This window comes from Curtobacterium subtropicum (assembly GCF_030362975.1).
In the GTDB taxonomy this organism is placed as follows: Bacteria; Actinomycetota; Actinomycetes; order Actinomycetales; family Microbacteriaceae; genus Curtobacterium; species Curtobacterium subtropicum.
This window is the reverse complement of record NZ_JAUCMM010000006.1, coordinates 59,212-85,432: the sequence shown is the minus strand read 5'-3', so window position 1 is coordinate 85,432 and position 26,221 is coordinate 59,212. Positions and strand designations below refer to the sequence as shown.

Sequence of the window (26,221 nt, the reverse complement as noted above, 5' to 3'; positions counted from 1 at the left end):
CGTGGCCGGGTCCGTCCAGGACGGCTCGCCGGTCACGGGGTCGGTGGCAACCGTGTGGTCACCTGCGGGGTTCGTGTCGGTCATGTGCCGTGCCTCCCGTCCGTCAGCTCTTGGTGTACGGCTTGCCGGCGGCCGCCGGTCCGCGCGACTGCCCGACCAGGCCGGCGACCGCGAAGATCGTGACGACGTAGGGCAGCATGAGCAGGAACTCGCTCGGCACCGGCGAACCGACCGCGGCGAGCGTGTTCTGCAGGTTCGAGGCGAAGCCGAACAGCAGCGCCGCGAGGGTCGCGCGGACCGGGTCCCAGCGACCGAAGATGACCGCCGCGAGCGCGATGTAGCCGGCGCCCGCGGTCATGTCCTTCGTGAAGCCGCCCGCCGCGTCGAGCGTGAAGTACGCACCGCCGAGACCGGCGACCGCGCCCGCGATCGAGACGTTCCAGAACCGGGTCCTGGCGACGTTGATGCCGACGGTGTCCGCGGCCTGCGGGTGCTCGCCGACAGCCCGGAGGCGCAGGCCCCAGCGGGTCTTGAACAACCCGAACGTGACGACCGCGACGGCGACGTACGCCAGGTAGACCACGACCGTCTGCTCGAAGAAGATCGGACCGATGACCGGGATCTGGTGCAGCACCGGGACGTCGAACTTCGGGAAGCGGATGCCGACGTTGAGCGTCTGCTGGTTCGGCGAGAGCACCTGCGAGTACAGGAAGCCGGTCAGGCCGGAGATGAACGCGTTGATGACGACACCGACGATGACCTGGTCGACGAGGTACTTGATGCTGAAGGCCGCGAGGACGAACGACACCAGCACACCGGCGATCAGCGCGCCGACCAGGCCGACCCACGCCGAGCCGGTGAGCGAGGCGATCATCGCCGAGGTGAACGCCCCGGCGAGGAACTGGCCCTCGATCGCGATGTTCACGACACCGACTCGCTCGGAGATCACACCGCCGAGGGCACCGAACACGAGCGGGACGCTGAGGCTCAGGGCGCCGACGAGCATGCCGGGGATGGTGATCGAGTCGCCCGCCACGGCCCAGCTCAGGAAGCCGACGACGAACACGAGCGCGAACAGGGCGGTCACCCACAGCGGGACACGGCGGGACCCACGGGTCTCGACGATCGCGTACACCGTCGCGATCGCGAGGAGGACGATGACGACCACACCGGTCGCCGCGGCCGGCAGCGGGACGTTCGGCAGCGCGAAGAAGTCACCGGACGTGGACAGGCGGAAGGTCGCCGTGCCGCCTCGACGGGCGAAGCCGAACAGCACGAGCGCCAGCAGTGTGAAGACGCCGAACGCGATCGGGAGCTTCCAGCTCCTGGTGGTCTCGACGGGCCGGTCGGCGGGCAGTGCCGGGGCTGCGGTGGGGCTGAGGGTGCTCATGCGGCGACCGCCTTCCTGCTGGACTTCGTGCGGACGCGGCGACGCGCGCCGGGCTGCGGGATCCGGAAGATCGCGCGGACCAGCGGCGGGGCTGCGATGAAGAGGACGATGAGGGCCTGGATCACGCCGACGATGTCGATCGGGATGCCGTTCGCGGCCTGCATGGCGTAGCCGCCGTTCTTCAGGACACCGAAGAGGATGGCGGCCCAGAAGACACCCCACGGCTTCGAGCGACCCAGCAGTGCCACGGTGATCGCGTCGAAGCCGATGCCGGCGTCGATGCCCGAGGTGAAGCCCGAGGTGACGGCGCCCTGCACCTGGTACGCACCGGCGATGCCGACGAGGGCACCGGAGATGACGAGCACCCAGATGGTGAGCGCGGGCACGCTCATGCCGGCGACGCGAGCCGCCCGCGGGTTCTCACCGATCGTGCGGAACCGGAAGCCGAGCGACGACTTGTTGACGAGCCACCACACGACGACGACCGCGATGATCGCCACGATGAACCCGAGGTTGATGCCGTAGCGCGCGCCGAAGAGCGACGGGAACACCGCGCTGTCCTTCGTCGCCGGCGAGATCGGGTTCGCGCTGCCCGGCGCCTGCAGCAGTCCGGGGGTCCGCAGCAGGAAGCTCACGAGGTAGAGCGCGACGTAGTTGAGCATGATCGTGACGACCACCTCGTTCGCGCCCGTGCGGGCCTTGAGCACACCGACGATGCCGCCCCAGACCGCGCCGCCGACGATGCCGGCGAGGACGGTGAGCGGGATGTGCAGCGCGGCGGGTCCGTCGAACGAGAAGCCGACCCAGCCCGCGGCCGCAGCGCCCATCAGGATCTGCCCCTGGCCGCCGATGTTGAAGAGGCCGGCTCGGAAGGACAGCGCGATGCCGAGACCGGCGGCGATCAGCGGGACGGCGTAGTCGACCGACCGGGTGATCGGCACGATGGCCGCGGCGAACGACGGCGCTCCGAAGTTGATGACGGAGCCCTGGAAGAGCGACGAGTAGGCGCCGCCGACCGCGGTGCCGACGGCCTGGAAGGTGTCGGCCGGACGCGCGAAGAAGTAGCCGGCGGCCGCACGCACGTTCTCGTCGGTCACCGCGATCAGGATGCCGCAGGCGACCAGGGCGAGCACGACGGCGAGGACCGTGACGAGCACGGATCCGTTCACGATCTGCTGCGCCGCAGCACGCCAGCGGTCGCCGCCGGCGCGGCGTTCGGTGTCGTCCGCGGAGTCGGTCATCAGGTGCGGCGTCGCCTCGACGTCCTGCAACCGGTCGTCGGTGGGCGCGTCGGCCGGGGTGGCCGGCTGCGTGTTGTCTGGCGTGGGGGTGCTCACGCTGCCAGCTCCGTTCCTTCGGGGATCTCCCCGGCCATCATGAGGCCGAGGACGTCGCGCGGGGTGTCCGCGGGGACGATGCCGACGATGCCGCCGCGGTACATGACGGCGATCCGGTCGGCGAGCGCCACGACCTCGTCGAGCTCGGTGGAGACGACGATGACCGGGACGCCGGTGTCGCGGGTGGCGACGATGCGCTTGTGCACGAACTCGATCGAGCCGACGTCGATGCCGCGCGTGGGCTGGGCGGCGACGAACAGCCGCAGCTCGCGGCTGAGCTCGCGGGCCAGGACGATCTTCTGCTGGTTGCCGCCGGACAGACGACCGGCCGCGGTGGTGCGGGACGGCGTGCGGATGTCGAACTCGGCGATCTTCTCGTCGGCGAACGCGTCACGCTCCGCCGCACGGATCGTACCGGCGCGGACGAACTCGTCGTGGTCGGCGCGGTCGAGCATGAGGTTCTCGGCGATGGTGAACTCGCCGACCAGGCCGTCCTCCTTGCGGTCTTCGGGCACGAAGCCGACGCCCGCGTCGAGGACCTGCTTCACCGTGCGACCGGTGAGCTCCTTGCCGTCCAGCGTGATCCGGCCGGCGTGCACGGGTTCGAGGCCGATGATCGCCTCGGTCAGCTCGGTCTGGCCGTTGCCCTGGACGCCGGCGATCGCCAGGACCTCGCCGCGACGGACCGTGAAGGACACGTCGTCGACGAGCACGACACCCGACGGATCGGTGACGGTCACGCCCTCGACGACGAGGGCGTCCTCGCCGCCGGACGCGGGCGCCTTGTCGACGACGAGCGAGACGGCCCGGCCGACCATGAGGGCGGCGAGTTCGTTGTTCGTCGCGGTCGGTGATGCTTCGCCGACGACCGCGCCGAGGCGGATGACGGTGATGCGGTCGGCGACCTCACGCACCTCGCGGAGCTTGTGCGTGATGAAGACGATGGCGGTGCCGGCCTCGCGGAGCTGGCGCATGATCCCCATCAGCTCGTCCGTCTCCTGCGGGGTGAGGACCGCGGTCGGCTCGTCGAACACGAGCACCTTCGCGTCGCGCGACAGCGCCTTGATGATCTCGACGCGCTGCTGCACGCCGACGGGCAGGTCCTCGACCCGGGCGTCAGGGTCGACGTCGAAGCCGAACCGTTCGCTGATCGCACGGACCCGCTCGCGGGCACCGGCGAGGTCGAGCCTGCCGCCGAACGAGGTCTGCTCCTGGCCGAGCATGACGTTCTCGGCAACGGTGAACACCGGCACGAGCATGAAGTGCTGGTGCACCATGCCGATGCCGGCGCGCATCGCGTCGCCGGGTCCGTCGAAGTCCTGGACGACGTCGTCCAGGAGGATCTCACCCTCGTCGGCCTGGTACAGGCCGTAGAGGACGTTCATCAGCGTGGACTTGCCCGCGCCGTTCTCGCCGAGGAGGCAGTGGACCTCACCCGGCTCGACGGTGAGCGAGATGTGGTCGTTGGCGACGAGTGGTCCGAACCGCTTCGTGATGCCACGGAGTTCGAGCTTCATGTTCCGGGGTCTGTTCCTGTCGGTGTGGTGCTGTGGACACGTCGATGCGGGCGGAGGACTGGTCCCCCGCCCGCGTCGGTCGATGCGGGCGGAGGACTGGTCCCCCGCCCGCATCGGTCGTGCTACTTGACGGTCGCCTTGGTCTCGACCGTGATCGAGCCGTCGATGATGCCCGACTTGATCTTGTCCAGCTCGCCCTGCAGGCCGGAGTCGACCTTCGACGAGTAGTCGTGGAACGGCGCGATGCCCACGCCGTCGTTCTTCAGCGTCCCCACGTACGGGGTGTTCGAGTACTTGCCGTCGGCGGCCTGCTCGACGACGTCCTTGACCGCCGGGCGCATGCCCTTCTCGACGGACGTGAACGCGATGTCCTTGTACCGCGGGTCGGCCTCGTACAGGTCGCTGTCCGCGCCGATCAGGACGGAGCCGTTGTTGGCGTCCTTGATCGCCTCGGCAGCCGACTGGTAGATCGGGCCACCGACGGGCAGGATCACGTCCGCGTCCTGGTCGAGGAGCGTCTGCGCCACGGCCTTCGCCTGCGTGCCGGCGTCGAAGCCACCGGTGAAGGAGCCCTTCTGGCTGTCGACGTCCCAGCCGACGACCTTGACGTCCTTGTCCTTCTGCTCGTTGTAGTACTTCACGCCGTCCGCGAAGCCGTCCATGAAGATGGTGACGGTCGGGATCTGCATGCCACCGAAGGTGCCGACGACGCCGGACTTCGAGTAGGACGCGGCAGCGTAACCGGCGAGGAACGCCGCCTGCGAGGTGTCGAACGTGATCGGCTTGACGTTCTTCGCGTCGATCGAGTTGTCGTCGATGATCGCGAAGTCGGTGTCGGGGTTCGCCGCGGCCTGCTTCTTCGTGGCGTCGGCGAGGTTGAAGCCGACGGTCACGATGAGGTTGCAGTTCTGACCGATGAGCTGCTGGATGTTCGAGTCGTAGACCGTGGCGTCCTTGGACTCGGCCGACTTGTAGGTCGCACCGAGGTCGGCCGCGGCGTCCTTCATGCCCTCGAAGCCGAGCTGGTTGAACGACTTGTCGTCGAAGCCACCGGCGTCGGAGACCATGCAGGGGCGGAAGTCGCTCTTCTTCGACGTCGCGGTGTCGGACGGGGCGGCCGAGCAGCCGGCGAGGACTGCAACGGTGCCGGCGAGGGCGAGGCCGCTGAGCAGGACCTGGCGGGTACGAGATGTCACGGGTTGGTTCCTCCGGGGGGCGGTGCCCGGACCACGTGCGTTCCGGGCGATCGTGGCGACAGTACACGACCGTCGGGCCGGTACAGAACGCCCCTGAGGGACTGCTGGGATCAGTTACCCGATCGCGACCCCGACGAAACGCGCCCGTAACGCCGACGTCCCCCGGGGACCCGGTCCGGGGGACGATCCGGGGATTTCGTGGTGGAGCGCTACAGCGGGCGACACCTGCCGTCGATCGTGCACGGAAGCACCACTCGACGCCGCGACGACCCGTCGGGTGGGAGGGACCTGGTCAGAGCACGTCCCCCCGCCCGCTCACCTTCAGCGCGTCCACCACGCCCTTGACCCGCTGCGCGTTCGCGCTCGTGGTCACGAGCAGCGCGTCCGGGGTGTCGACGACGACGATGTCCTCGACCCCGATGAGCGAGATGAGCCGCTGGCTGTGCGCCACGACGATGCCGCTCGACGAGTCCGCGAGGATGCGCGCGCCGTCGCCGAGCACGGCGAGGTTGTTCGCCCGCCCGCCGGACTGCAGCTTCGCGAGCGAGGCGAAGTCCCCCACGTCGTCCCAGTCGAAGTCACCGGGCACGACGGCCATGCGACCGGCGGCTGCGGCCGGTTCGGCGACTGTGTAGTCGATCGCGATCTTCTCGAGTCCGGGCCAGATCGCGTCGACGACCGCGCCGCGCGACGAGGTGTCCCACGCGGCGGCGAGCTCCTCGATGCCGGCCAGCAGCTCGGGCTTCGTGCGCCCGATCTCGGCGAGCAGCACGTCGGCCCGGGCGATGAACATGCCGGCGTTCCAGAGGTACGAGCCGTCTGCCAGGTACGCCCGGGCGGTGTCCAGGTCGGGCTTCTCGACGAACGACTTGACCGCGTGCACGGTCGAGGCCCCCTCCACGTCGAGCGGTGCCGCGTCGGCGTGGATGTACCCGAAGCCGATCGCCGGCTCGGTCGGGGTGATCCCGATCGTCGTGACGTACCCGGCCCGTGCCGCGGCGACGGCGTCGCGCACCGACCGCCGGAAGCCGCGGGCGTCCCCGATCACGTGGTCGGCCGCGAACGACCCGATCACCACGTCGGGTTCGCGACGACGGAGGATCGCCGCGGCGAGGCCGATCGCGGCCGTGGAGTCCTTCGGTTCGCTCTCGAGCACGACGTTGTGGTCGGCGACGCCGGGCAGCTGCGCCTCGACGGCGGCACGGTGCGCCCGACCGGTGACGACCATAATCCGCTGGTCCCCCGCGAGCGGTGCGAGCCGGTCCCACGTCTGCCGCAGGAGCGAGGTGCCGGAACCGGTCAGGTCGTGCAGGAACTTCGGCGCGTCGGCGCGCGAGAGCGGCCAGAGCCGGGAGCCGATGCCGCCGGCCGGGATGATCGCGTAGAAGTCCTCGAGTGCGTCTGCCACCCGCTCACCGTACCGGTGCGCCCGGACGCGACCTGGACGTCTCCCGGACGGTCGCCGCACGCGATCTGCCGGAGCCGCCACAGCGGTCCCGCCCGCACCGAGCCGGACCGGACCCGGCCGCGGCGGCCGCACCGGGCCTCCCGGCCGCCTGTTCACCCCCTGCGCGCCGCCCGTTCACCCGGAGCGCCCCGACCGGTCACGACCCGCGCGGAGCATGGGACGCACCATGAGCGCACGCAGCGTGGAGCGCGGCACGTCCCAGCGGACCGTCGCCGTCGTGACCGAGAGCTTCCTGCCCACCCTGAACGGCGTGACCACCAGCGTCCTGGCGGTCCTCGACCACCTGGAACGCCGTGGACACCGCGCGGTCGTCATCGCGCCGGACACCCCGGGGCTCGCCCGGTTCCGGTCGCGGACGCAGGTCGAGCGGTACCGGTCGTTCGACGTGCACCGGGTGCCCGCCGTCGCGTACCGCCGGTTCCCGGTCGCGCTCCCCCACCCCGTGCTCGACACGATCCTCGCCGCCTCCGGCGCGGACGTGCTCCACGCGGCCAGCCCGTTCCTGCTGGGCGGTCGTGCGATCACGGCGGCCGGGAGGCTCGGCATCCCCTCCGTCGCCGTCTTCCAGACCGACGTGGCCGGGTTCGCCCGCCGCAACGGCCTGACCGCGACCGTCCCGCTGGTGCGGAGGATCCTCGGGCGCATCCACGCCGGTGCGTCGCTGACGCTCGCCCCCTCGTCCGCCACCGCCGCGATGCTCGCGGACGAGGGGGTGCCCCGGGTGGTCCGGTGGGGTCGCGGGGTCGACACCGCGCTCTTCCACCCGGACCGCCGACGTGCGGCCCACGTGCGCGCTGCCCGCCGTCGGATCGCTCCGGGCGGCGAGACCATCGTCGGCTACGTCGGACGGCTGGCTCCCGAGAAGGAGGTCGAACGGCTCGCCGAGCTCGGCGGGGTGCCCGGGATCCGGGTGGTCGTCGCCGGCGGCGGTCCGTCGCGGGCGGTGCTCGAGCGCCGACTGCGGCACCTCGACGTCACCTTCACCGGCCCCCTGCGCGGTGACGACCTGGCCGACGCATACGCGATGCTCGACGTCTTCGTGCACACGGGTCCCGCGGAGACCTTCGGCCAGACGCTGCAGGAGGCCCACGCGAGCGGTCTGCCGGTGGTCGCGCCGGCGTCCGGAGGTCCGATCGACCTCGTCGCGCCCGGCCTGGACGGCGAGCTGTACGACCCGGATGCCCCGCAGGCGCTCCGTCGCGCCGTCCTCGGCCTCGTGACGGACCCGGCGGCGGTCGCACGGATGGGCTCGGCCGGTCGGCTCCGCGTCGAGGGCACCACGTGGGAGGCCGTCGGCGACCAGCTCCTCGAACACCACGACACGGCCCGGACGATCGGCGCTCCGCCGGCCTCGTCCCGCATGCTCCGTGTCGGGTGGGACGAGAGTGTCAGCGCACGCGCATAGGATGGGACGTGTTCCACACGAACACGAACGGCAAGGGCTCGCCGATCGGGCGAGCCCGTCCTACGGGAGGACTCGCTCATGGCCGAGCAGACCGCAGGCGGGACGACAGTGGTCGAACCGCGCGCGACGATCGATGCGCCGCGCACATCGCGCAGGCTCGAGGGGACGCTCTACCGCGGCTCCACCGGCATGTGGTCGTGGGTGCTGCACCGCATCACCGGTGTCGCGATCTACTTCTTCCTGCTCGTGCACATCCTCGACACCGCGCTCGTGCGGCTGTCGCCCGAGGCGTACAACGCCGTGATCGGCACCTACAAGACGCCGATCATGAACCTCGGGGAGATCGCCCTGGTGATGGCGATCGTCTTCCACGCCCTGAACGGGCTGCGGATCATCCTGGTCGACTTCTGGTCGAAGGGGCCGAAGTACCAGCGCGCCATGTTCTGGGTCGTCCTGGTCGTGTGGGCCGTCCTGATCGCGGGCTTCCTGCCCCGGCAGCTCATGAACCTCGTCGCGGACTTCCAGTAGGCGAAGGGACCCACGGACATGACCACGCAGATCGTCGAGCCGCCTCGTTCGGCCGCCGCCGCCCGCCGCACCACCAACTGGGAGAAGTGGGGGTGGATCTACATGCGCGCCTCGGGCGTCCTGCTCGTCGTGCTCATCTTCGGCCACCTCTTCGTCAACATGGTCGCCGGAGAGGGCGTGAAGCAGATCGACTTCGCCTTCGTCGCCGGCAAGTGGGCCAACCCCTTCTGGCAGGTCTGGGACTCCCTGATGCTCGTCCTCGCCCTCGTGCACGGCTCGAACGGCATGCGGACGATCATCAACGACTACGTCGCGAAGCCCGGCATCCGGAAGACGCTGCTGCTCGCGGTGGCCATCGCCTGCGTCGCGCTGATCGTCCTCGGTCTGCTCGTCTGCTGGACGTTCGACCCGTGCCCGGCCGGTGCCGCCGCAGCCGACCTGCCGTCGTTCTGCCCGGCGCAGTAGCCGCACGGCCCGACCGTCCACGAGCACCGCGCGACGAGACCCACGCACGCGCCGCGACCACCCCGCCGGCGCGCTGACCCACCCTGAAAGGCCCCAGTGAGCGAGACCACCGTCCACCACCACCAGCACGACATCGTCATCATCGGCGCGGGCGGTGCCGGCATGCGTGCCGCCATCGAAGCCGGTCCGAAGGCGAAGACGGCCGTCATCTCGAAGCTCTACCCGACGCGTTCGCACACCGGTGCGGCCCAGGGCGGCATGGCCGCAGCCCTGGCGAACGTGGAGGAGGACTCCTGGGAGTGGCACACCTTCGACACGATCAAGGGCGGTGACTACCTGGTCGACCAGGACGCCGCCGAGATCCTGGCCAAGGAGGCGATCGACGCCGTCATCGACCTCGAGAACATGGGCCTGCCGTTCAACCGCACGCCCGAGGGCAAGATCGACCAGCGGCGCTTCGGCGGCCACACCCGCGACCACGGCAAGGCACCCGTCCGCCGGGCCTGCTACGCGGCCGACCGCACGGGCCACATGATCCTGCAGACGCTGTTCCAGAACTGCGTGAAGCTCGGCGTCGAGTTCCACAACGAGTTCTACGCGCTCGACCTCGTCATGGTGGACGTCACGGGCGACGACGGGGTCACCCGCCAGCAGCCCGCCGGTGTCGTGGCGTACGAGCTCGCGACCGGTGAGCTGCACGTCTTCCACGCCAAGGCCGTGATCTTCGCGACCGGCGGCTTCGGCAAGATGTTCAAGACCACGTCGAACGCCCACACCCTGACCGGCGACGGCGTCGGCATCGTGTGGCGGAAGCGCCTGCCGCTCGAGGACATGGAGTTCTTCCAGTTCCACCCGACCGGTCTCGCCGGCCTCGGCATCCTGCTCACCGAGGGGGCCCGCGGTGAGGGCGCGATCCTCCGCAACGCCTCGGGCGAGCGCTTCATGGAGCGGTACGCACCGACCATCAAGGACCTCGCGCCGCGCGACATCGTCGCCCGCTGCATGGTGCAGGAGGTCGCCGAGGGTCGCGGCGCCGGCCCGAACAAGGACTACGTGCTCCTCGACTGCACGCACCTCGGTGCCGAGGTCCTCGAGACGAAGCTCCCGGACATCACCGAGTTCGCTCGCACCTACCTCGGTGTCGACCCGGTCGTCGAGCCGGTGCCCGTGATGCCCACGGCGCACTACGCGATGGGCGGCATCCCGACGAACACCAAGGCCGAGGTCCTGTACGACAACACGACCGTCGTGCCCGGCCTGTACGCCGCCGGCGAGTGCGCCTGCGTCTCGGTGCACGGCTCGAACCGCCTCGGCACGAACTCGCTGCTCGACATCAACGTCTTCGGCAAGCGCTCCGGCAACAACGCCGCCGAGTGGGTGCAGACCGCCGAGTTCCTCCCCCTGCCCGAGGACCCGTCCGCCGGCGTCCGCGGCATGCTCGACCAGCTCCGCGCGTCGACCGGCACCGAGCGCATCGCCGTCCTCCGCAAGGAACTGCAGGAGGAGATGGACAAGAACGCGCAGGTGTTCCGCACCGACGACTCGCTCGCGAAGATGACCGAGACCATCCACCAGCTCCGCGAGCGGTACCTGAACATCGCCGTGCAGGACAAGGGCAAGCGCTTCAACACCGACCTGCTCGAGGCCGTCGAGCTCGGCTTCCTGCTCGACCTGGCCGAGGTGGTCGTCTTCTCCGCCCGGAACCGCAAGGAGAGCCGGGGCGGGCACATGCGCGACGACTACCCGAAGCGCGACGACGAGAACTACATGCAGCACACCATGGCGTACCTGACGGGCGACCCGCACTCGTCACTCGCCGACGACCACATCACGCTCGACTGGAAGCCCGTCGTCGTGACGCGGTACGAGCCGATGGAGAGGAAGTACTGATGACCGACACCCTGGTCTCCGACAGCCCGCGCACCGACACCGTGCAGAGCGCACCTCCCGGCTCGTTCCCGGTCACGATCATCGTCCGCCGGTTCGACCCGGACGTCGACGACGAGCCGCGCTGGCAGGACTTCGACGTGATGATGCTCCCGACCGACCGCATCCTCGACGCCCTGCACCAGATCAAGTGGGAGCAGGACGGTTCGCTGACGTTCCGCCGGTCCTGCGCACACGGCGTCTGTGGCTCGGACGCGATGCGCATCAACGGCCGCAACCGTCTCGCCTGCAAGACCCTGATCAAGGACCTCGACGTGTCGAAGCCGATCTACGTCGAGGCGATCAAGGGCCTGCCGCTCGAGAAGGACCTCGTCGTGGACATGGAGCCGTTCTTCCAGTCCTACCGCGAGGTGCAGCCGTTCCTGCAGGCGTCGAGCAAGCCGGAGAAGGGCAAGGAGCGCGTCCAGTCGGTCGCAGACCGCGCCCGCTTCGACGACACCACCAAGTGCATCCTCTGCGCCGCCTGCACCTCGTCGTGCCCGGTGTTCTGGACCGACGGTCAGTACTTCGGCCCGGCGGCGATCGTCAACGCGCACCGCTTCATCTTCGACTCCCGCGACGACGCGTCGAACGTGCGCCTCGACATCCTCAACGACAAGGAGGGCGTGTGGCGCTGCCGCACGACCTTCAACTGCACCGACGCCTGCCCCCGTGGCATCCAGGTGACGAAGGCGATCTCCGAGGTCAAGCAGGCGATCATGCGCGGCGGCGCGTGAGCCGACCGGTCCGGCCCGAGCGCGGTCACGGCTCGGCGGTGTCTCGGCGAACGGCATGCATGCGGCCGGTAGGCTCGCGCGCATGACGTTCGCGGAGACCCGCCCCATCCTCGACCAGCTCGGCTACACGATCCGGTACGTGCAGCTGCCGGGCGAGACGCTGTCCGAGCCGCCGGTGGAGGGCGCACTCCGTGTGGTCCCGACCGAGACGCACGGCGACTTCGCGCTCGAGGTCGTCGACTACGGCACCGCACGCCGCCTCGCCACCGCCCGGGGCGAGGAGGACGCGGTCGAGATGCTCCGCCGCTTCCTGAACCGCGCCTTCCCCGCGCCGCGGGACGTCCCGCGCCACGAGCTCGACGGGCTCCGCGACCGCGCGGCGTCGAGCTACCCGCAGCTCGCGCAGCAGGTCCACCAGGCCGGCCCGCAGGGGCTCACGATCCAGGTCCCGGCCGGCGTCCCGGTGGACCGCGTGGGCGGCCCCGACGGCTACCTGCTGCACCCGCTCGACACGCCGCTCCCCCAGCGTTCGCTGCCGCCCCACGTGGCGGCGGCGCCCGAGGTGCACCGCTACGTCGTCGACCGCCCGTTCCTGGTGACGGTCACCTTCGTGCAGCCCTGGTTCGACCAGCCGGGAGGCGCGCTCCGGTTCGCGACGGCCGACCAGTCCGTCACGGTGCGCGACCTGGTCGTGGACGGTTCACTGGTCCGCCTCCGGGTGGTCTGAGCCGTCACCCGATCCCCTGGGACGACGAAGCGGCCCCCCCCCGGCGGGGGGGGCCCGCTTCGTCGTCCGCTGCTCGTCCACCGAGCCGCGTGTGCCTGCTCAGTAGCCGCTGTTCATCCCGGCGCTGCCCGCTGCCGCGATCACGACGACGATCGAGATGATCGAGAAGAGCAGCGAGATCGCCGAGATGATGACGCCGGCGAGGGCCAGCCCACGACCGCGCTCACCGGTCCGCTTGACCTGCGAGAGCGCGATGATGCTCACGACGAGTCCGGCGATGTTCACGACGAAGGCGAGGATGAAGCCGACGATGGCGAGGACGTTGTAGCGCTCGGTCGCCGGGGCGGGCTGGTAGGGCTGGGCGTTGGTCACGGGGGTCCCCCTCGGGATGCTGTGTGTGGTGGAGTCGACCGGTCCTGGTGCCTGGTCAGCATCACCGTACCGAAGAACGCCGGTCGAGCATGCCCCGCGTTGTCGGGTCACGACGTGTCGCGGGATCGGTCAGCGTCCGTCGGGTCGGTCGTACCGGGCGCCGGCCGGGCTGGGCGCGATGCAGGCGAAGACGATCGCCGCCGGCCAGGCGATGACCGAGACCAACCAGAGCGGGCCGGGCAGGTTGATGTCGTGCATGCGCCGCCAGGCGAGTGCGAGGTTCGGGACGATCGTGGCGAGCCACCACAGCCCGAACAGGCCGAGCAGCAGGAAGATCCACGCCGGCGGTGCGCTGGTGGTGTACGTGTACCCGGTCTCGTCCGTCACCGAGTGCGACGCACTCCAGGCGATCAGGCTGCCGACGAAGCCGCCGTAGAGGACGATCGTCACGATCCCGTTCGCCAGGACCCAGTACCAGTACTCACTGCGGCTGGCCCGGCCGTCGAACCGCGCGTACTTCTTGAAGAACCGCGTCAGCGCGTCGAGGAAGCCGATGCCGTACCAGGGCGCCCAGAGCGGCGGAGCACCGCTGGCGTCCGTCGGGATCGGTGCCTGCTGCTGGTACTGCTGCCAGGGCTGTGCGTCCTGTGGCCGACCCCACGGCTGCTGTTGTCCGTACGGCTGCTGCTGTCCGTACGGCTGCTGCTGTCCGTACGGCTGCTGCTGTCCGTACGGCTGCTGCTGTCCGTACGGCTGCTGCGGCTGCTGGTCGTCGCTCATCGTGCGCCCTCCGGTCGGTCGTACCGTGCACCTTCGGGGTTCGACGGCAGGAGCCCGAAGACGATCCCGACGATGCCGACGAACACCGCGATGATCCAGAGCGCTCCGGACAGGTTCGCGTCGTGCAGGCGGCGCCATCCGAGCGCCAGCGACGGCACGATCGTCGCGAGCCACCAGATCGCCGGCAGTACCAGCAGCACCCAGAACAGCGGCGACGGCGCGTTCGACACCCGGTACTCGACACCGCTCAGGTCGACGGTCGTGTACTCGATCGTGGCGAAGCGGTACACGAAGGGGATGGTGACGAGCACCAGTCCCACCACGGTGACGACGAGGTAGGCCCACCAGAACTCGCTGCGGCTCGCCCGCCCGGAGAAGGTTGCGTACTTCGTGAAGAACCGGCCGAGCGCCTGCCCGAAGGAGGCACCGTACCGTGGTGCCCAGCGCGGTGGCTCCCCGCCCGCTGTCGGGTACGGCTGCTGCGCGGACGGCGCGCTCGGGTACGGCTGGTCGGACGTCATGTGGTCGCTCACGTGTTCCCCCTCGTGGTGTCGGTCGTGCGACGTACCCCACGAGTCAACCAGAAGTGACCGTCACGGCACGAGCGCGAGCTTCCCGCCCGGGTGCTGCGACTCGAGCAGCTCCGCCGCCTCCTTCGCGTCGGCCAAGGGGAACGTCCGGGCCACCGGTACCTCGAGCTCCCCCGCCGCCGCGAGGTCCACCAGCCGCTGTCGCACCGAGTCGCGGAACGCCTGGCTCTCCGGCTGGTTGCCGCCGACCGCCGGGAAGCCGTCCTGCTGTGCGCGGCCGAAGGCCGCGATCGTCACGATGCGGGAGCGGTCAGCCACGAGTGCCAGCGAGACGTCGACCGCCTCGTCCGTGCCGACGCAGTCCAGTGCCACGTCGATGCCGGAGGGTGCGAGGTCACGGATGCGCGCCTCCAGGCCGTCGCCGTACGCGACCCACTCGCCGCCGAAGCGACGGACGGTGTCGGCGTTCCGCTCGGAGGCGGTGCCGATCACGCGGGTGCCGAGCGGGCGGAGCAGCTGCAGGACCGCCACGCCCACCGCGCCGGACGCACCGTGCACCAGCACGGTGTCGCGTCCCTCGGCGCGGGTGACGCGGATCATGTCGGCCGCGGTCGTCCCGGCCAGCAGCAGGTTCGCCGCCTGGGGGTGGTCGAGGGACGCGGGCTTCGCGAAGACGTCGGCGGCGGGGACGGTGATGCGTTCGGCCCAGCCGCCCTCGACGCGGAAGGCGAGGACCTCGTCGCCCACCGCTCCCCCACCGGACGCGATCTCGGTGTCCGGGCCGATCGCGCTGATCACCCCGGAGACCTCGTAGCCGACCGGGATCGGCAGGTCGGACGGGTCCCCCTGCCGGGTGTGCTTCGTGTCGGCGGGGTTCATACCGGCCGCGCGGACGTCGATGGTGACCTCGCCGGTGCCGGGGGCGGGCACCTCGGTGTCGACGTACTCGAGGACCTCGCTGCCGCCGAACTCGGGGGCGACCCAGTGCTTCGTCATGGAGTGGACGGTACGCCGCTCAGTCGAGGTCGCTCCAGGAGTGCACGCCGGCGAACCGAGCGGCCTCGCTGCGGGTCATCGGGTGGCCGAACTCGGCGCCCGGGCGGACGCCCCAGCCAGCTCCGTTCCACACCTCCGTCACCGCGTCGTTCTCCACGGGGAAGCGGCGAGCGACGCGAGGGCCTGCGGGCACCACGGTCAGGCCGTACTCGACCGCGGCCAGGGCGACCTCGACGTCGACGGAGGCGACCGTCTCGTCGGACAGTCTCGGAGCCGGCCCTTCGAAGAGCGGCCAGAGGGCCTCGTACCGGTCGTCGACGCGCAGTCCGGACGACCAGCTGTCCATGTGCGTCCCGTACACGGCCTCCCGGACCGGCTGCCAGCACGCCTCGGGCAGGTCGCCTTGCCGGACCAGTCGACGGAACTCGGAGCAGACGACGGCGCTCTGGGCGTCGTCCCGGAAGCCTCCGCGGCCGCGAGAGAAGGCGCGGATCAACGCCGTCGTGCCCAGCATCACGCCGACCGGACCTCCGACGGCGAACGCGCCGTCGCGCCCGCGAAGCGTGTCGGCGAGGACGTTCACCGGGACGTCGCGCAACCAGGTGAGTCGGACGAGGGAGGAGAAGTCGAACGATCGACCTGGTGCGCGAGCGACAGAACGGACGGAGTGAGAGGCTCCGTCCACATCGGACTGCCACTCGAACTCGGTGACGAGACCTCGAGAGCGATCCAGTACGCCTCGTGGCAGGGAGACGGCGGACAGCTGGTGCGGCCCGGGGATCCTGATGCCGGACGAGCGCTCGAGGACGACGACGAGCCGCTCCGCATCCTCGACGTGCGATGTGGAAGCGATCAGGTGCTCGGACGCGCGGTGACGGCAGATGACATCGAACGAGTCGCCCCGCTGGACGATCCGGCTGGCGTTCTCGTGGTCGCCGTACTCGAACAGTGTTCCGTGAGCCCTGCGGATGCCGTCGAGGGTGGCCGGCGCATCGGGCCGGTTGCCGACGAGCCGCCCGAGCGCGACGGCGTGCGGCACATCGTCCTCCGCGGATCCGACATCCCCTGCAGCCAGGTCGAGCGCTTGCACAGGGTCTGGCTGCAGTGCACACCAGGGGATGGCGTCGAGTTCGACTCGTGCCACCCTCGCGAAGGCGAGGGAGCGCCGGGCGCCATCGACTCGAGGGAGACCTGCCTGGGTGCGGACCTCGAACGCGAGCTGCAGGGCCACCGAGCGCGCCGCGTCCTCCGGATCGTCGAAGGTCGTGCCCGTGAAGCTGACCTCACCTCGAGAGAACCGTCGTTCGCTGACGCCCTGCGGCGAGACGTCGTACCGGAAGCGGACCTCGAGGTCCCCGTACTCGAAGCGGTCGGATCGTGCTGTCGTGTCGAAGTACCCAGCGCGTTCAGCAAGGCGTCGAAGGACGACGAGGCTGCGCTGATCGAAACCGGGGCGGGGGCAGATGCCGTCCTCGGACACCGGGGTGTTCACGCTGTTCGACCCTCGCTCGGCAGATCGGGGACGCTGACTCCTGCGAGGACCGCCCGAACCTCGGCCACTGCGGTCGAAGCATCGAGCGCGTCATCCGCCGCGAGCAACGTGCCACGATGCAGCGACGACCTGGTCACTCCCGAGTTCGTCGTCGCCAGCACCTCCTCGACGAGTTCGACGTCCGGCGCCCTCCGCTCGCCCCCCGCGACGGGCCCGACGACGCTCGCCGACACGGCGTTCGCCGGTCGGCGACGCCGCGGGACGGACGCTCCGACCTTCAGGCGCAGCGAGACGAAGCCGCGCGCCGCTCGGCGGTTCATGATCACGTTGTAACCGTGGTCCGGCAACGCTCTTCCGTCGTCCCCGCGTTCGACACCCTGCTCGAGCAGTTCCTGCACAACGGCGGGGTCGTACTCGCGGATCGTGCCGACGCCGTCCACCTCCCAGGGCTCCCCAGCGCCGAGGACAGCGTCGACTCCCCGCAGCTGGGCCAGCAGCGAGTTGATCAGATCGTCCGAGGACGAGGGTCGGCCGTCCCACTCTGCGCGAAGCAGTACGCGCTCTCCGCAGAGCCACGTCGGATACCGCATCGACTCGACCTAACTCCGGTGCTCTTCAGTACACAACTCGGAGGATCACGACGTTGCGCGCCGGGACAGCAGCATTGCACAGGTGTTCGCGCAGCGGGGGCGGCGACGACGCGCGCCGGTCGGGTCTGCAGATCCCAACACCCCTGGACCGTCCCGTTCCGGGCCCGATGGATACTCGAAGAGGACGGAGTTCCCTCGTCTCACACCCGGAGCGGAGGACGAGTCGGGCGGTTCGTTGCCCACGAATGCGCCGAGGAGGTCGGCATCCTCTTGCGCGAGGTCGTCGTGATCAGTCAAGAGCGATCGCCGTTCTCTGCACCTTCGGCAAGACACCGGCCCCAGGCTTGCCCATGAGCCTCGAGTCGGGCCCGAGGCCGGTGATCAGAGCCATCGCGCGCTCGTCACACGGTCGGAGATCACTCCGAACCGCACCGGCAAGGGTGCCGAACGAGCGTGTCCGATCACGCAGCGCGGACGATCTCGGTGACCTCGCTGGCCTGGAGAGTCGCCCACACCTCACGCACAGCCGACTCGGAGTCCAAGGCGTCGTCCGCTGTCAGGTAGCTGCCTCCGTCCGCCCGCTCGACGTGCACCCCGGACGTCGACGTCTCGACGGCCCCGATCCGATCCGAAACCCAGGTGCGCTGCCCGATCACCGGTGCGAACTTGCCTCGTCCTTCGGAAGCGATCGCTCCGGCATCGTCGTACACCGCTGCGGAGTCAGGGTTCCAAGCTCGAGCAAGTCCGCGGAGGACACCCTCGGCCAGATCAGCGTCGATCGACAGGCGGTTCGCTTCTCTCAGCGGCCCAGCGATGGTGACCTGGACCCCGTTCGCCGGCATGCGACGGACGATCTTCGCGGACCCGACCCGGAAGCGGATCGAGATGAACCCTGCGCTCCCCTCTCGCGCGAGACCGAGCACGTAGCCGCGCGGTGGGAACTCGAGTCCCTCGGCGTCCCGGAAGACGTGCGCGGACACGATGGGCGTGAGTGACGAAGGGTCGGTGGACACGACGCGGTCGTCTTCCTCGACGAGCGCCCACTGGGCACCCGCTCCGAGCAGTTCGTCGTAGGCAGCGAGCTGGACAGCAATGCGCTCTGCCAGCGCTTCGGGCTTCTCTCCACGCGCATCCCACACGGCTCGAGCCGTCACCTGCGTCGTCCGTGACCAAGTCGGGAAGGGCATGGACCGGCTACTCCGTTCTCATCGGCGTGACGATGACCGTCAGATCATCCCCGTGAATCCTTGCACGAGCACGGTGTCGCGTCCCTCCACACGGATGGCGAGGACCTCGCCGGTGCGGGGGCAGCCACCTCGGTGTCGACGTGCTCGCGGACCTCGGTGTCGACGTGCTCGCGGACCTCGGTGTCAACGTGCTCGCGGACCTCGCTGCCGCCGAACTCGGGGGTGATTCGGTGCGTCGGCGAGGACTGAACGGGACGCCGCTGGTCTGCTGGCGTGACGAGCCGCGATCGAGCCATGTCTCTCGAACTCACGTTCCGCCATGACGGGGCGCTGCTCCTCGAGCTCATGCGGGACTGGTACGACGCCATCGACTCGACGGTCGTGCAGGTCGACGACGAGGACCGGATCCGGGCAGTGCTCCGATGGTGGATCGCGTCTGCACCGCCGACTTCACGACGACGTTCTGGAGACGTCGTCGTCGTCCCCGAGGTCCGCCGTACGATTCCTTCCGCGGCCAGCACGACCCGGGCAATCTGCGCACGGCGGTCTTCAAGCGGATCGACCCGTGCGAGGCAACGCGGTGATGCCCCTTGCCTCGAGCGTTTCGCGGACCGCGGTAACTGCGGTCGGCGAGTCGAGCGCGTCGTCAGCTGCGAGCAGTGTTCCGCGGTACAGCGCCGACTCGGCCACTCCCGAAGTCGTCAGGGACACGGCTCCGAGCCGCTCCGACACCCAGGTTCGCTGGCCGACCACCGGCGCGAAGCGGCTCATGTCCTCCACCGCCCGCGCAGCCGCACGGTCGAAGGCTCCGGCGGAGTCTGGGTCCCACGCACGTACGCTACGCTCCAGGCGAGGAGGACGCCGGCTCCGTCCGGCTCCACCGTGAACCCTTCGGGGAGTTCGTGCTCCTGGTCGGGAAGCCAATGAGCGATCGGCAGACCACGAGCATCTCGGATGTACCCGCACGCGTCCGCGATGATCCAAGCTTCCGCGTCCTTGCCCGACCCGAACAGGGTGCCGGTCAGGGCGACACGCCCCCGGTCTGCACGCCACTCCTCGACCGACGTGTCTGACACCGAGTACCGCTGCAATGTCTCATGATCGCCGAACTGCACCCTTCGCGGTTCGCACGTGACGAGATCGTTCCCAGCACGCAGCAGGACGTCCTCGAGGTACTGCAGGTCGGCGAAATCGCCTGGCTCGTCATCGGTCAAAGCAGGATCCCGAACCTCTCGAGGACGGTGACGGAACTGCCGAGCCGGTCGGTTGCGCCCCGTACTGGTCCACAAACGTCCGGTGCATGGAGCATCTCCTCGGCACTCCTGGCTTCCTCGCTCCTGATCAGCGCACCACTCCGCTGGCGATCAACTCCTTCAGGTCGCGCAGCAGCGTGATGAACATGTCGAGCGCCTCGGACTCGTCTTCGTAGTCTCGCGCGCCGACCTCCACCGCCCGTTCGTCGGTCGAGACGACCCGCAACCCCTGGTCGATCTCGTAGATCGCTACGGCGTCGGGCTTGCCGTTCGGCCGCTGGAACCAGATTGCACGCTCGAGACCCTCGCTCGCGATGATCGTCTTTGCTGAAGCTCGGTCCATGATGTCCTCTCGATGAGATCGTCACCGTTCTCAGATTTCTTCAACGAGTCCGAGCCGCTTCAGCAACTCGACCGTCATCGGCATCTCGACCTGGCGGCCCCCACCCCGCGCGCCGAAGCCTGCTGCGATGTCGCCCTGCGACGCGCGACCCAGATCCTCGAAGGACGAGTTGAAGCGGCGCATGATCCTGTCGACATCAGCTCGAACTGCGTCGGAGGCGGCGTTGTAGTACCGCTCGACGTCCGCGAAGTCTCCGATGACACGGTAGCGATGGTACTGCGAAGGATCCTCGAGGTACGGCAGCGACCGTTGGTCGTACGTGTAGGGCCCGGATCCGGGAACGGGCGACGTGTACCGACCATCCGGCGGTCCGTACCGGTCGAAGACGTCGCCGATCTGCGGAACGAGGGGCTGTTTGACTGCCTTCCCCGCCTCGATCGTGTACCCGCCCTGGGGAACCTCGTCCCAGTTGATCGTTCCGTCCGCCTTCAGGACCGATGCGTCCTTCGGGATCTGCACCTCGTGCGGCCAGACCCCTGTCCGTTCGAACTCGGCCGCGCGCGGAGCCCCACCTCAGCTGTTCTTCTGGTAGTCGTGGAGCTGCGACGGGGTCAGCCCGCTCTCTGCGATCAGCTTGCCGACGGGAGCGCCCTCGGAATCGACGGAGACATGCGAGTACGCATCCGGCATGGCGAGGTCGGACCCAGGAGAGGTGGCTGAGTGCTCGCCACCCGAAGACGAACCGACCGCCGTACCGAGGTCGGGATCGCCGCGCCCGGGAGCGCCGGATCCGCCCGTCGAACCGCTGTCACCGCCACCAGACGACAATCCGTCCCCACGCGTCGGTGCGTCGGTGCCGTGACCGCCGCCGGAGCCACCACTCGACCCCGCGTCGGCGCCACCCCCGTGCACCGTGGTGCTCTGTCCGCCTCATGCGTGAAGTTCGTCACGATGCGCGAGCGACTGCGCTGCCGCCCGAACACCGCGAGCGGCTCGGCTCGCATGCCGAACTGCGTCTCGAGGTCACCGAACTGCAGCAGGACACCCGTCGCCCGCAGGATGCCGGGAAGGCTCGTCGTGTCGGGCTCGCGATTCCCGAGCGCCGCGCCGATCGAACCGCCGTGTCGCGTCGTCTTCATCGGATGAACGCCTCACTCCAGTACGCCAGCTCGATCCGGGTATCGCCGGTCATCTGCTCTCATCGTGTTGCTGCTCAGTAGCCGAAGAGCTTCTTCCGGAGTTCTCGGTACTCGACGGTTGATCCTGCCTTCCCCGCCCGCTGCTCGAGGGTTCCGCGGACGGCGTCGCTCACTCGGTCTCGACGTCCTCGCCCGCTCTCGCATGCGTCCCGTCACCGACACGAGAAGCGAGGAAGTGGTCAAGCCGACGGTCGAGCGCTCTTCGCCGCGCTCATGTCGGAGCAGAGATCTCGTCGGCGGCTGGCTCGCCAATTTCCCTGCGCCGTTCCAAGGTGATCGGCAACGGGTCGGAGCACCTTCATCTGCCCGTTGCTACGCTCGTCGGGTGATGTTCCAGCAGCTGCGCTCCGATCTCGACGACCGTGGCTTCGGGCCGGAACTGGTCGTCCTCCCCGGAGATCCTCCCACCGGGCCCCCCGTCGAGGGCGAGCTCCGTGTGGTCGAGATCGACGGCGGGTACCAGGTCCACTGCATCGACTACGGACAGGCTCGGATCGTTGCGACCGGGCCTGATGAAACGAGCATCTCCTCGGCGCTCCTGACCTTCCTGGACCGTCCCGTTCCCGGCCCGATGGCCATGGCGCAGCCCGAAGTGGACGCGATCGAGTCCAGGCTCGCTCCGTACTACCCGGAGCTCCGCGGTCAGATCGCGGCCCGCGGTGGAGTCAGTCTCATTCAGCTCCCGCCCGGCATCCTCGTCGATCGCGTCGGCGCCGTGGACGGTTGGCTGCTGAACCAGCTCAACTCGTCGTTCGAGTCGCGCTCCCTGCCGCCCACGGCGCTGCGACAGCCGTCCGGCGTGCACCAGTTCGTGACCGAGGCGACCGTGCTCGTCCAGGCGTCGATCGTGCAGCCGTGGTTCGGGCAGCCCGGCGGTGCAATCCGGTACACGATTGCGGACACCTCGCTGACCGTGCGGGACCTCCTCGTCGAGGGCTCGCTCCGACGCATCACCGTGCCGGTGCGCGCAGCCGCGGGCTGAACTCCGGCTGGCTGCTGGCGGTGCCCGCATCACTCACGGGAGCTGCGAAGCAGCTGACGCCGCGGCGGCGAACGCTGCGCGTGCATCGAGCTGGAGCGCACACGATTCGATCTGGACCAGGGGCACGCGCGACACGATCGAGAACCGCACCGCACCTGCCGACGGGATCACGCCGCCGAATCGAGCTCGGTGTTCCACCCTCAAGGATGCCCAGGTGAGGAGCACGCCGTTGCCGTCGGGCTCCAGCGTGTAGCTCTCCGGCAGTTCGTGCACCTGATCGGGGAGCAAGTGTCTGAGCGGCTAGCCTCTGTCACTCCGTATGGCGGTGCAGGCGTCCTCGACGATCCAGGACGCAGCGTCCGCCGCGAACTCGAACCGGGTGCCGGTCACGTCACCCCACCCTCGATCTCCACCCCACTCGATCACCGACGTGTCCGACACCGTGAACCGCTGCAGTGTCTCGTAGTCGCCGAACTGCACCCTCCGCGGCTCGCAGATGACGAGCTCGTTCCCGGCACGCCGCAGGAGTTCCTCGAGGTACTCCAGGTTCTCGAACGTCCCCGGACCGTCGGTCACCGAAGCGCCCTCTGCGCAGGCGGACCGAGCTTCTCGTTCACGCCCGAGCGGCTCGTGCCAGCAGGTCCTCGATCGGGACGTTCCGTGCCCAGGCAGCCAAACAGAGATTCTTTCGCTCGGCAAGATCGACAACGCTCATCCGGTGCGTTCCGTCGTCTGCCTCCCATGTGACGTTGCGCTTCGCCTCGTCGATGTCGACACCGTCCGGCCAGGTGTACCGGACGTGAGCGGCGTCCCACGGTTCGGGAACGATCTCAGGCCGCGCGAGAACCATGAGGTACCGCTCGGCATCTGCCTCGTGCGAGAAAGTCGCGACGATGCGCGACGAGCCCCGCTGCCGTTCGAACACCGCGAGCGGCTCTGCCTGGATACCGAACTGCGTCTCGTGGCCCCCGAACTGCAGCAAGACATCCGCCCCTCGGAGGATCCCGGGAAGAGTGGTCGGGTCGGGTTGTGGATTCCCGAGCGCCGCACCGACCGCTCTTCCGTGCAGCGTCGTCCTCATCGGATGAACGTCTTTCTCGTCATGAACGCAGGCGTCCCCGACACCGGATCGGCCTGCAGGAGCTGGCGGGCACGCACAGCACTGCCGTCCGGACCGAAGACCTGGACCTGCAAGCCACCGCCGGGTTGCGCGAAGGCGGGATCGATCCGGCTGATCTCGATCGAATAGCCATGCTCCTTGAGGGCGACCGTGTCGAGTTGGAACACCGAGTACGGATCACGGAGGTTCGTCGGAGGAAGTCCCCGTTGTTCGAAGGACGTCCCGGGGAACGCGAAGTAGTTCCCCCAGTCCGAGCCCATGCGGTCGATGGTCGTCGAGTAGTACTGCGCGAACACCGTCGGGTCGTCAAAGTGGAGACGTGTTCCTGCGACGGCCCCGTCGTTGCCGGGGTAGCGGGGCGAGTTGTCGGGCTTGATATAGCGCTCGACGTACTCGGCCCGGGTGAGCGGCGATCCGTCCGGGTGATGCCCGTAGAACCCATCGGGGCCAGCCGCACTCGTGACGAGCTGCTCGGTGGCCGGGTTGACTGGACGGGGGGCATCTGGCTTCGGGTCGTAGAGCGGATCACCCGGCGCAGCGTATTGCTCGTTGAAGTCTCCGTGGTCGGAACGCGGCTTGCCGTAGTCAGGATCGACGGCGTCGCCACGGTGATCGATGACCTTCACGCCGTCGGGGAGGTCAGCGCCGGGCCGCGTCAGGTCGTCCGCGAGCGCCGTGCCCCCCGGCCCTGCGTGGTTCGCGACTCCGTCGCCGTAGGGCACCTTCCCGAACGACTCGGTCGGGTCGACCTGGTGTCCGCGATCGGGCGTCCCAGCGCCGGTCTCGCCACCGGCATCCGTCCCGTGCCCGCCACCGCCGGACGATCCCCCGGACCCGTCCGTCAGCGCATCGGTGCCGTGGCCGCCGCCACTGCCACCGCTCGGCCCTGAGTCGAAACCACCGCCGTGGACCGTGGCGCTCTCTCCGTGCCCGCCACCGACAAACGCCGGCTCGCGCTCGGGCGCCGGCGCGTTCGCCTCCGCACTGTCCGCGTGGGCGTGCGCGTTCGCATCGACCGACACGTCGGCATTCGCCTCGGGCCGCGGCGGAGGCCCGTCCGCCTTGCTGTCCGCGTCAGCGTGCGTCCCCTGCCGCCACTCCTTCAGATCCGTCCTGAACTCGGCGATCTTCGTCCTGAAGCCGTCGGGCAGGTGCTCGAAGCCCTTCGTCAGCACACCCTCGAGGTCGCCGAGCCTCGGAAGGACCTTGGTCAACCCCTTCGACGCCCAGGCTCCGGCGTCCACGAGGTCCAGGGCCTTGCCCGCCTTGCTGATCGCCGAGGCGACCTCGCCGGTCCGCCCGACGGCACCCACCTTGCTCGCGACGCCGAAGAACGGGATGACGATCGACACGACGTTCCAGCCGCTCTCACCGAGCGCCGTCCCGGGGTCGTCGGCCCACTTGTCCCACGCCAGGGTGCCCTTGAGCAGCCCGCCCCAACCGGCCTTCGCGGCGTCGCCGTTCCACCACTCGTTCGATTCCTCGTCGTACCCGATCAAGGAGCCGAGACTCTTCCAGGTGTCGACGAAGTTGTCGCCGCTCCACTTCCAGTCACGGAAGCCGATCAGTTCACCGATGCCGCCGAGGGTCCCGACGATGACGCCGTCCCAGACGACACCCTTCACCAGGTGCGGCAGGAACCACGTCGTCTTCTCGGCACAGGACTCGTTGCGCGACTCCGCGGTGCCCCACGGCAGTTGCGTGCCCATCGGGAGTTCGTCGTAGCCGTACCCGAGGGCGTCGTCGCCCGACCCGGTGATGGCGTGCAGCGCCGGCAGGCCGCTGAGGGCGCGGATGACGTTCGCGCACTTCCGCTCGGCGGCCTGGTACTCGACGACCCGGTTCGCGACGCCGTTGATGATGTCGTTGTTCTCGCCGTTGAGCGTCTCGTCCTGGTCCCAGCTCTCGGTCTGCGTGACCGGGCCGTCCATCGTCTGGATGGTCTGCGGCTGGAAGGCGGCGACGTCACGCTGCAGCTGCTCGGCGCGTGTGACGTAGGCCTTGAGCGCCGCCACGATCGGGGTGGCCTCCTCGACGAACGTGTCGAGCGCCTTCGCAGCCGTGTCGAGGTCGTCGCCGAAGCTCGTGCCCTGCGGCCCGATCGGCGTCATGACGTCGAAGAGCTCCTGGTCGCTGGGCCCCTCGTACGATCCGGAGATCGCGCTCCACGCGGTGACGATGCCCGCGGTGCCGTCCCGGACCGCGGACGCGACCGACCGCAGCGAGGTCGCGCCGGCGGTGATGCCCTCGAGCTGGACGTCGGTGTACGGGATCTCCCCGACCTTGACGACGGCGTTCACCGGTCGAACAGCCCGTCGAACGCGGAGAAGTCCCCGTTCCCCGACGCGACGATCGCGTTCGCCTGGGCCGTCGAAGCCCCCATCTCGTCATCCCCCTCGACGATGGCGCGTGTCGCACCCGCAGCGCCGTACAACGACGCCTGGATCCGGTTCTGGATCCCCGTCAGCATGTCCTGCCGGTGCTCGAAGAACCCGGCGAGCGCTGCACCGATCACCTGTGACTGCGCCGCGGTCGCCGCATCCTGCACGACGGTGGCGACCCCCTGGACGGACCCGTCCTCGGATCCGCCCAGCGCGTCGTTCATCGTCGTGGTCTTCGACGCGACGTCCTGCAGCACGGCCTCGACCCCCGCGGGGTCGACCCGCCAGCCGTCGGCCACG

At 69.5% G+C, this 26,221-nt stretch carries 28 protein-coding genes; 9 read left to right on the top strand and 19 right to left on the bottom strand.

Going from position 1 to position 26,221, the window contains the following annotated elements:
- Positions 1-103: 103 nt before the first annotated feature.
- The 5 genes from QUG98_RS10105 to QUG98_RS10085 form a co-directional block, all read right to left on the bottom strand.
- A complete protein-coding gene (locus tag QUG98_RS10105) occupies positions 104-1,390 on the bottom strand; it encodes an ABC transporter permease (RefSeq protein WP_289470403.1) in 1,287 nt (428 codons plus the stop codon).
- Positions 1,387-2,727, bottom strand: a complete 1,341-nt coding sequence (locus tag QUG98_RS10100) for an ABC transporter permease (protein ID WP_289470402.1) — start codon at positions 2,725-2,727, stop codon at positions 1,387-1,389. The genes QUG98_RS10105 and QUG98_RS10100 overlap by 4 nt, the downstream gene beginning before the upstream one ends.
- The gene (locus QUG98_RS10095) at positions 2,724-4,244 is read right to left on the bottom strand and encodes an ABC transporter ATP-binding protein (RefSeq protein WP_289470401.1); all 1,521 of its coding nucleotides are present in this window, start codon (positions 4,242-4,244) and stop codon (positions 2,724-2,726) included. The genes QUG98_RS10100 and QUG98_RS10095 overlap by 4 nt, the downstream gene beginning before the upstream one ends.
- A 122-nt stretch (positions 4,245-4,366) precedes the next feature.
- Positions 4,367-5,440, bottom strand: a complete 1,074-nt coding sequence (locus QUG98_RS10090) for a BMP family lipoprotein (protein ID WP_289470400.1) — start codon at positions 5,438-5,440, stop codon at positions 4,367-4,369.
- A gap of 292 nt (positions 5,441-5,732) precedes the next feature.
- The gene (locus tag QUG98_RS10085; protein ID WP_289470399.1) at positions 5,733-6,848 is read right to left on the bottom strand and encodes a mannose-1-phosphate guanylyltransferase; all 1,116 of its coding nucleotides are present in this window, start codon (positions 6,846-6,848) and stop codon (positions 5,733-5,735) included.
- A 226-nt stretch (positions 6,849-7,074) separates the two neighbouring features.
- Between QUG98_RS10085 and QUG98_RS10080 the strand changes: the two genes are divergently transcribed.
- The 6 genes from QUG98_RS10080 to QUG98_RS10055 all read left to right on the top strand — a co-directional run bounded on the left by QUG98_RS10080 (position 7,075) and on the right by QUG98_RS10055 (position 12,696).
- On the top strand, positions 7,075-8,313 hold the full coding sequence (locus QUG98_RS10080; protein ID WP_289470398.1) for a glycosyltransferase family 4 protein: 1,239 nt from the start codon (positions 7,075-7,077) through the stop codon (positions 8,311-8,313).
- A 78-nt stretch (positions 8,314-8,391) separates the two neighbouring features.
- Positions 8,392-8,841 (top strand): succinate dehydrogenase, cytochrome b556 subunit, encoded by a 450-nt coding sequence (gene sdhC / locus QUG98_RS10075; protein ID WP_289470397.1) that lies wholly within the window; start codon positions 8,392-8,394, stop codon positions 8,839-8,841.
- A gap of 18 nt (positions 8,842-8,859) precedes the next feature.
- Positions 8,860-9,306 carry a succinate dehydrogenase, hydrophobic membrane anchor protein gene (sdhD, locus tag QUG98_RS10070; protein WP_137767709.1) on the top strand — a complete coding sequence of 149 codons (447 nt, stop codon included), beginning with the start codon at positions 8,860-8,862 and terminating at the stop codon, positions 9,304-9,306.
- A 96-nt stretch (positions 9,307-9,402) separates the two neighbouring features.
- Entirely contained in the window at positions 9,403-11,196 is a 1,794-nt protein-coding gene (gene sdhA / locus QUG98_RS10065) for a succinate dehydrogenase flavoprotein subunit (protein ID WP_289470396.1), read from the top strand.
- Positions 11,196-11,969, top strand: coding sequence for a succinate dehydrogenase iron-sulfur subunit (locus QUG98_RS10060; protein WP_058728874.1), 774 nt, complete (start codon positions 11,196-11,198; stop codon positions 11,967-11,969). Before sdhA ends, QUG98_RS10060 begins: the two co-directional genes overlap by 1 nt.
- Positions 11,970-12,051: 82 nt before the next feature.
- Positions 12,052-12,696 (top strand): TNT domain-containing protein, encoded by a 645-nt coding sequence (locus tag QUG98_RS10055; protein WP_289470395.1) that lies wholly within the window; start codon positions 12,052-12,054, stop codon positions 12,694-12,696.
- Between the two features lie 99 nt (positions 12,697-12,795).
- Here the strand turns inward: QUG98_RS10055 and QUG98_RS10050 are convergent, their stop codons facing one another.
- The 5 genes from QUG98_RS10050 to QUG98_RS10030 all read right to left on the bottom strand — a co-directional run bounded on the left by QUG98_RS10050 (position 12,796) and on the right by QUG98_RS10030 (position 15,720).
- A complete protein-coding gene (locus QUG98_RS10050) occupies positions 12,796-13,068 on the bottom strand; it encodes a DUF4190 domain-containing protein (RefSeq protein WP_289470394.1) in 273 nt (90 codons plus the stop codon).
- 129 nt (positions 13,069-13,197) lie between these two features.
- Positions 13,198-13,848: a DUF805 domain-containing protein gene (locus QUG98_RS10045; protein WP_289470393.1), complete on the bottom strand. Its 651-nt coding sequence runs from the start codon at positions 13,846-13,848 to the stop codon at positions 13,198-13,200.
- Positions 13,845-14,381, bottom strand: a complete 537-nt coding sequence (locus tag QUG98_RS10040) for a DUF805 domain-containing protein (protein ID WP_434533433.1) — start codon at positions 14,379-14,381, stop codon at positions 13,845-13,847. Before QUG98_RS10040 ends, QUG98_RS10045 begins: the two co-directional genes overlap by 4 nt.
- A 60-nt stretch (positions 14,382-14,441) precedes the next feature.
- Positions 14,442-15,374, bottom strand: a complete 933-nt coding sequence (locus tag QUG98_RS10035) for an NADP-dependent oxidoreductase (protein WP_289470392.1) — start codon at positions 15,372-15,374, stop codon at positions 14,442-14,444.
- A gap of 19 nt (positions 15,375-15,393) precedes the next feature.
- Entirely contained in the window at positions 15,394-15,720 is a 327-nt protein-coding gene (locus tag QUG98_RS10030) for a hypothetical protein (protein WP_289470391.1), read from the bottom strand.
- 57 nt (positions 15,721-15,777) lie between these two features.
- On the opposite strand from QUG98_RS10030, the gene QUG98_RS10025 reads away from it, so the two are divergent.
- Complete coding sequence (locus QUG98_RS10025; RefSeq protein WP_289470390.1) at positions 15,778-17,199, top strand: hypothetical protein; 1,422 nt, start codon at positions 15,778-15,780, stop codon at positions 17,197-17,199.
- A gap of 718 nt (positions 17,200-17,917) precedes the next feature.
- On the opposite strand, the gene QUG98_RS10020 is transcribed toward QUG98_RS10025, so the two are convergent.
- The 4 genes from QUG98_RS10020 to QUG98_RS10005 all read right to left on the bottom strand — a co-directional run bounded on the left by QUG98_RS10020 (position 17,918) and on the right by QUG98_RS10005 (position 20,758).
- A complete protein-coding gene (locus QUG98_RS10020; protein WP_289470389.1) occupies positions 17,918-18,643 on the bottom strand; it encodes a hypothetical protein in 726 nt (241 codons plus the stop codon).
- 767 nt (positions 18,644-19,410) lie between these two features.
- On the bottom strand, positions 19,411-19,857 hold the full coding sequence (locus QUG98_RS10015; protein WP_289470387.1) for a hypothetical protein: 447 nt from the start codon (positions 19,855-19,857) through the stop codon (positions 19,411-19,413).
- A 127-nt stretch (positions 19,858-19,984) separates the two neighbouring features.
- Positions 19,985-20,239 (bottom strand): hypothetical protein, encoded by a 255-nt coding sequence (locus QUG98_RS10010; protein WP_289470386.1) that lies wholly within the window; start codon positions 20,237-20,239, stop codon positions 19,985-19,987.
- A 30-nt stretch (positions 20,240-20,269) separates the two neighbouring features.
- On the bottom strand, positions 20,270-20,758 hold the full coding sequence (locus tag QUG98_RS10005; RefSeq protein ID WP_289470385.1) for a glycohydrolase toxin TNT-related protein: 489 nt from the start codon (positions 20,756-20,758) through the stop codon (positions 20,270-20,272).
- 413 nt (positions 20,759-21,171) lie between these two features.
- Between QUG98_RS10005 and QUG98_RS10000 the strand changes: the two genes are divergently transcribed.
- Together QUG98_RS10000 and QUG98_RS09995 are read left to right on the top strand one after the other, a co-directional pair.
- The gene (locus QUG98_RS10000; RefSeq protein WP_289470384.1) at positions 21,172-21,459 is read left to right on the top strand and encodes a hypothetical protein; all 288 of its coding nucleotides are present in this window, start codon (positions 21,172-21,174) and stop codon (positions 21,457-21,459) included.
- A 307-nt stretch (positions 21,460-21,766) separates the two neighbouring features.
- Positions 21,767-22,420, top strand: coding sequence for a TNT domain-containing protein (locus QUG98_RS09995; protein ID WP_289470500.1), 654 nt, complete (start codon positions 21,767-21,769; stop codon positions 22,418-22,420).
- A gap of 33 nt (positions 22,421-22,453) precedes the next feature.
- On the opposite strand, the gene QUG98_RS09990 is transcribed toward QUG98_RS09995, so the two are convergent.
- From QUG98_RS09990 to QUG98_RS09970, 5 genes are read right to left on the bottom strand one after another with little or no spacing between them, the layout of a single operon-like run.
- Positions 22,454-22,693: a hypothetical protein gene (locus QUG98_RS09990; protein ID WP_289470383.1), complete on the bottom strand. Its 240-nt coding sequence runs from the start codon at positions 22,691-22,693 to the stop codon at positions 22,454-22,456.
- A 27-nt stretch (positions 22,694-22,720) separates the two neighbouring features.
- A complete protein-coding gene (locus QUG98_RS09985; RefSeq protein WP_289470382.1) occupies positions 22,721-22,996 on the bottom strand; it encodes a hypothetical protein in 276 nt (91 codons plus the stop codon).
- 37 nt (positions 22,997-23,033) lie between these two features.
- Positions 23,034-23,501, bottom strand: a complete 468-nt coding sequence (locus tag QUG98_RS09980; RefSeq protein WP_289470381.1) for a hypothetical protein — start codon at positions 23,499-23,501, stop codon at positions 23,034-23,036.
- Positions 23,498-25,840: a TNT domain-containing protein gene (locus QUG98_RS09975; RefSeq protein ID WP_289470380.1), complete on the bottom strand. Its 2,343-nt coding sequence runs from the start codon at positions 25,838-25,840 to the stop codon at positions 23,498-23,500. Before QUG98_RS09975 ends, QUG98_RS09980 begins: the two co-directional genes overlap by 4 nt.
- Complete coding sequence (locus QUG98_RS09970) at positions 25,837-26,220, bottom strand: DUF6507 family protein (RefSeq protein WP_289470378.1); 384 nt, start codon at positions 26,218-26,220, stop codon at positions 25,837-25,839. The genes QUG98_RS09975 and QUG98_RS09970 overlap by 4 nt, the downstream gene beginning before the upstream one ends.
- Position 26,221 lies beyond the last annotated feature (1 nt).

Bases quoted from the DNA above. Each gene is read 5' to 3' on its own strand.
- QUG98_RS10105 (WP_289470403.1), bottom strand. From the start codon at position 1,390: ATGAGCACCCTCAGCCCCACCGCAGCCCCGGCACTGCCCGCCGACCGG.
- QUG98_RS10095 (WP_289470401.1), bottom strand. From the start codon at position 4,244: ATGAAGCTCGAACTCCGTGGCATCACGAAGCGGTTCGGACCACTCGTC.
- QUG98_RS10080 (WP_289470398.1), top strand. From the start codon at position 7,075: ATGAGCGCACGCAGCGTGGAGCGCGGCACGTCCCAGCGGACCGTCGCC.
- sdhC (WP_289470397.1), top strand. From the start codon at position 8,392: ATGGCCGAGCAGACCGCAGGCGGGACGACAGTGGTCGAACCGCGCGCG.
- sdhD (WP_137767709.1), top strand. From the start codon at position 8,860: ATGACCACGCAGATCGTCGAGCCGCCTCGTTCGGCCGCCGCCGCCCGC.
- QUG98_RS10060 (WP_058728874.1), top strand. From the start codon at position 11,196: ATGACCGACACCCTGGTCTCCGACAGCCCGCGCACCGACACCGTGCAG.
- QUG98_RS10055 (WP_289470395.1), top strand. From the start codon at position 12,052: ATGACGTTCGCGGAGACCCGCCCCATCCTCGACCAGCTCGGCTACACG.
- QUG98_RS10045 (WP_289470393.1), bottom strand. From the start codon at position 13,848: ATGAGCGACGACCAGCAGCCGCAGCAGCCGTACGGACAGCAGCAGCCG.
- QUG98_RS10035 (WP_289470392.1), bottom strand. From the start codon at position 15,374: ATGACGAAGCACTGGGTCGCCCCCGAGTTCGGCGGCAGCGAGGTCCTC.
- QUG98_RS10030 (WP_289470391.1), bottom strand. From the start codon at position 15,720: ATGGACAGCTGGTCGTCCGGACTGCGCGTCGACGACCGGTACGAGGCC.
- QUG98_RS10020 (WP_289470389.1), bottom strand. From the start codon at position 18,643: ATGCCCTTCCCGACTTGGTCACGGACGACGCAGGTGACGGCTCGAGCC.
- QUG98_RS10010 (WP_289470386.1), bottom strand. From the start codon at position 20,239: ATGGACCGAGCTTCAGCAAAGACGATCATCGCGAGCGAGGGTCTCGAG.
- QUG98_RS10000 (WP_289470384.1), top strand. From the start codon at position 21,172: ATGCGTGAAGTTCGTCACGATGCGCGAGCGACTGCGCTGCCGCCCGAA.
- QUG98_RS09995 (WP_289470500.1), top strand. From the start codon at position 21,767: ATGTTCCAGCAGCTGCGCTCCGATCTCGACGACCGTGGCTTCGGGCCG.
- QUG98_RS09980 (WP_289470381.1), bottom strand. From the start codon at position 23,501: ATGAGGACGACGCTGCACGGAAGAGCGGTCGGTGCGGCGCTCGGGAAT.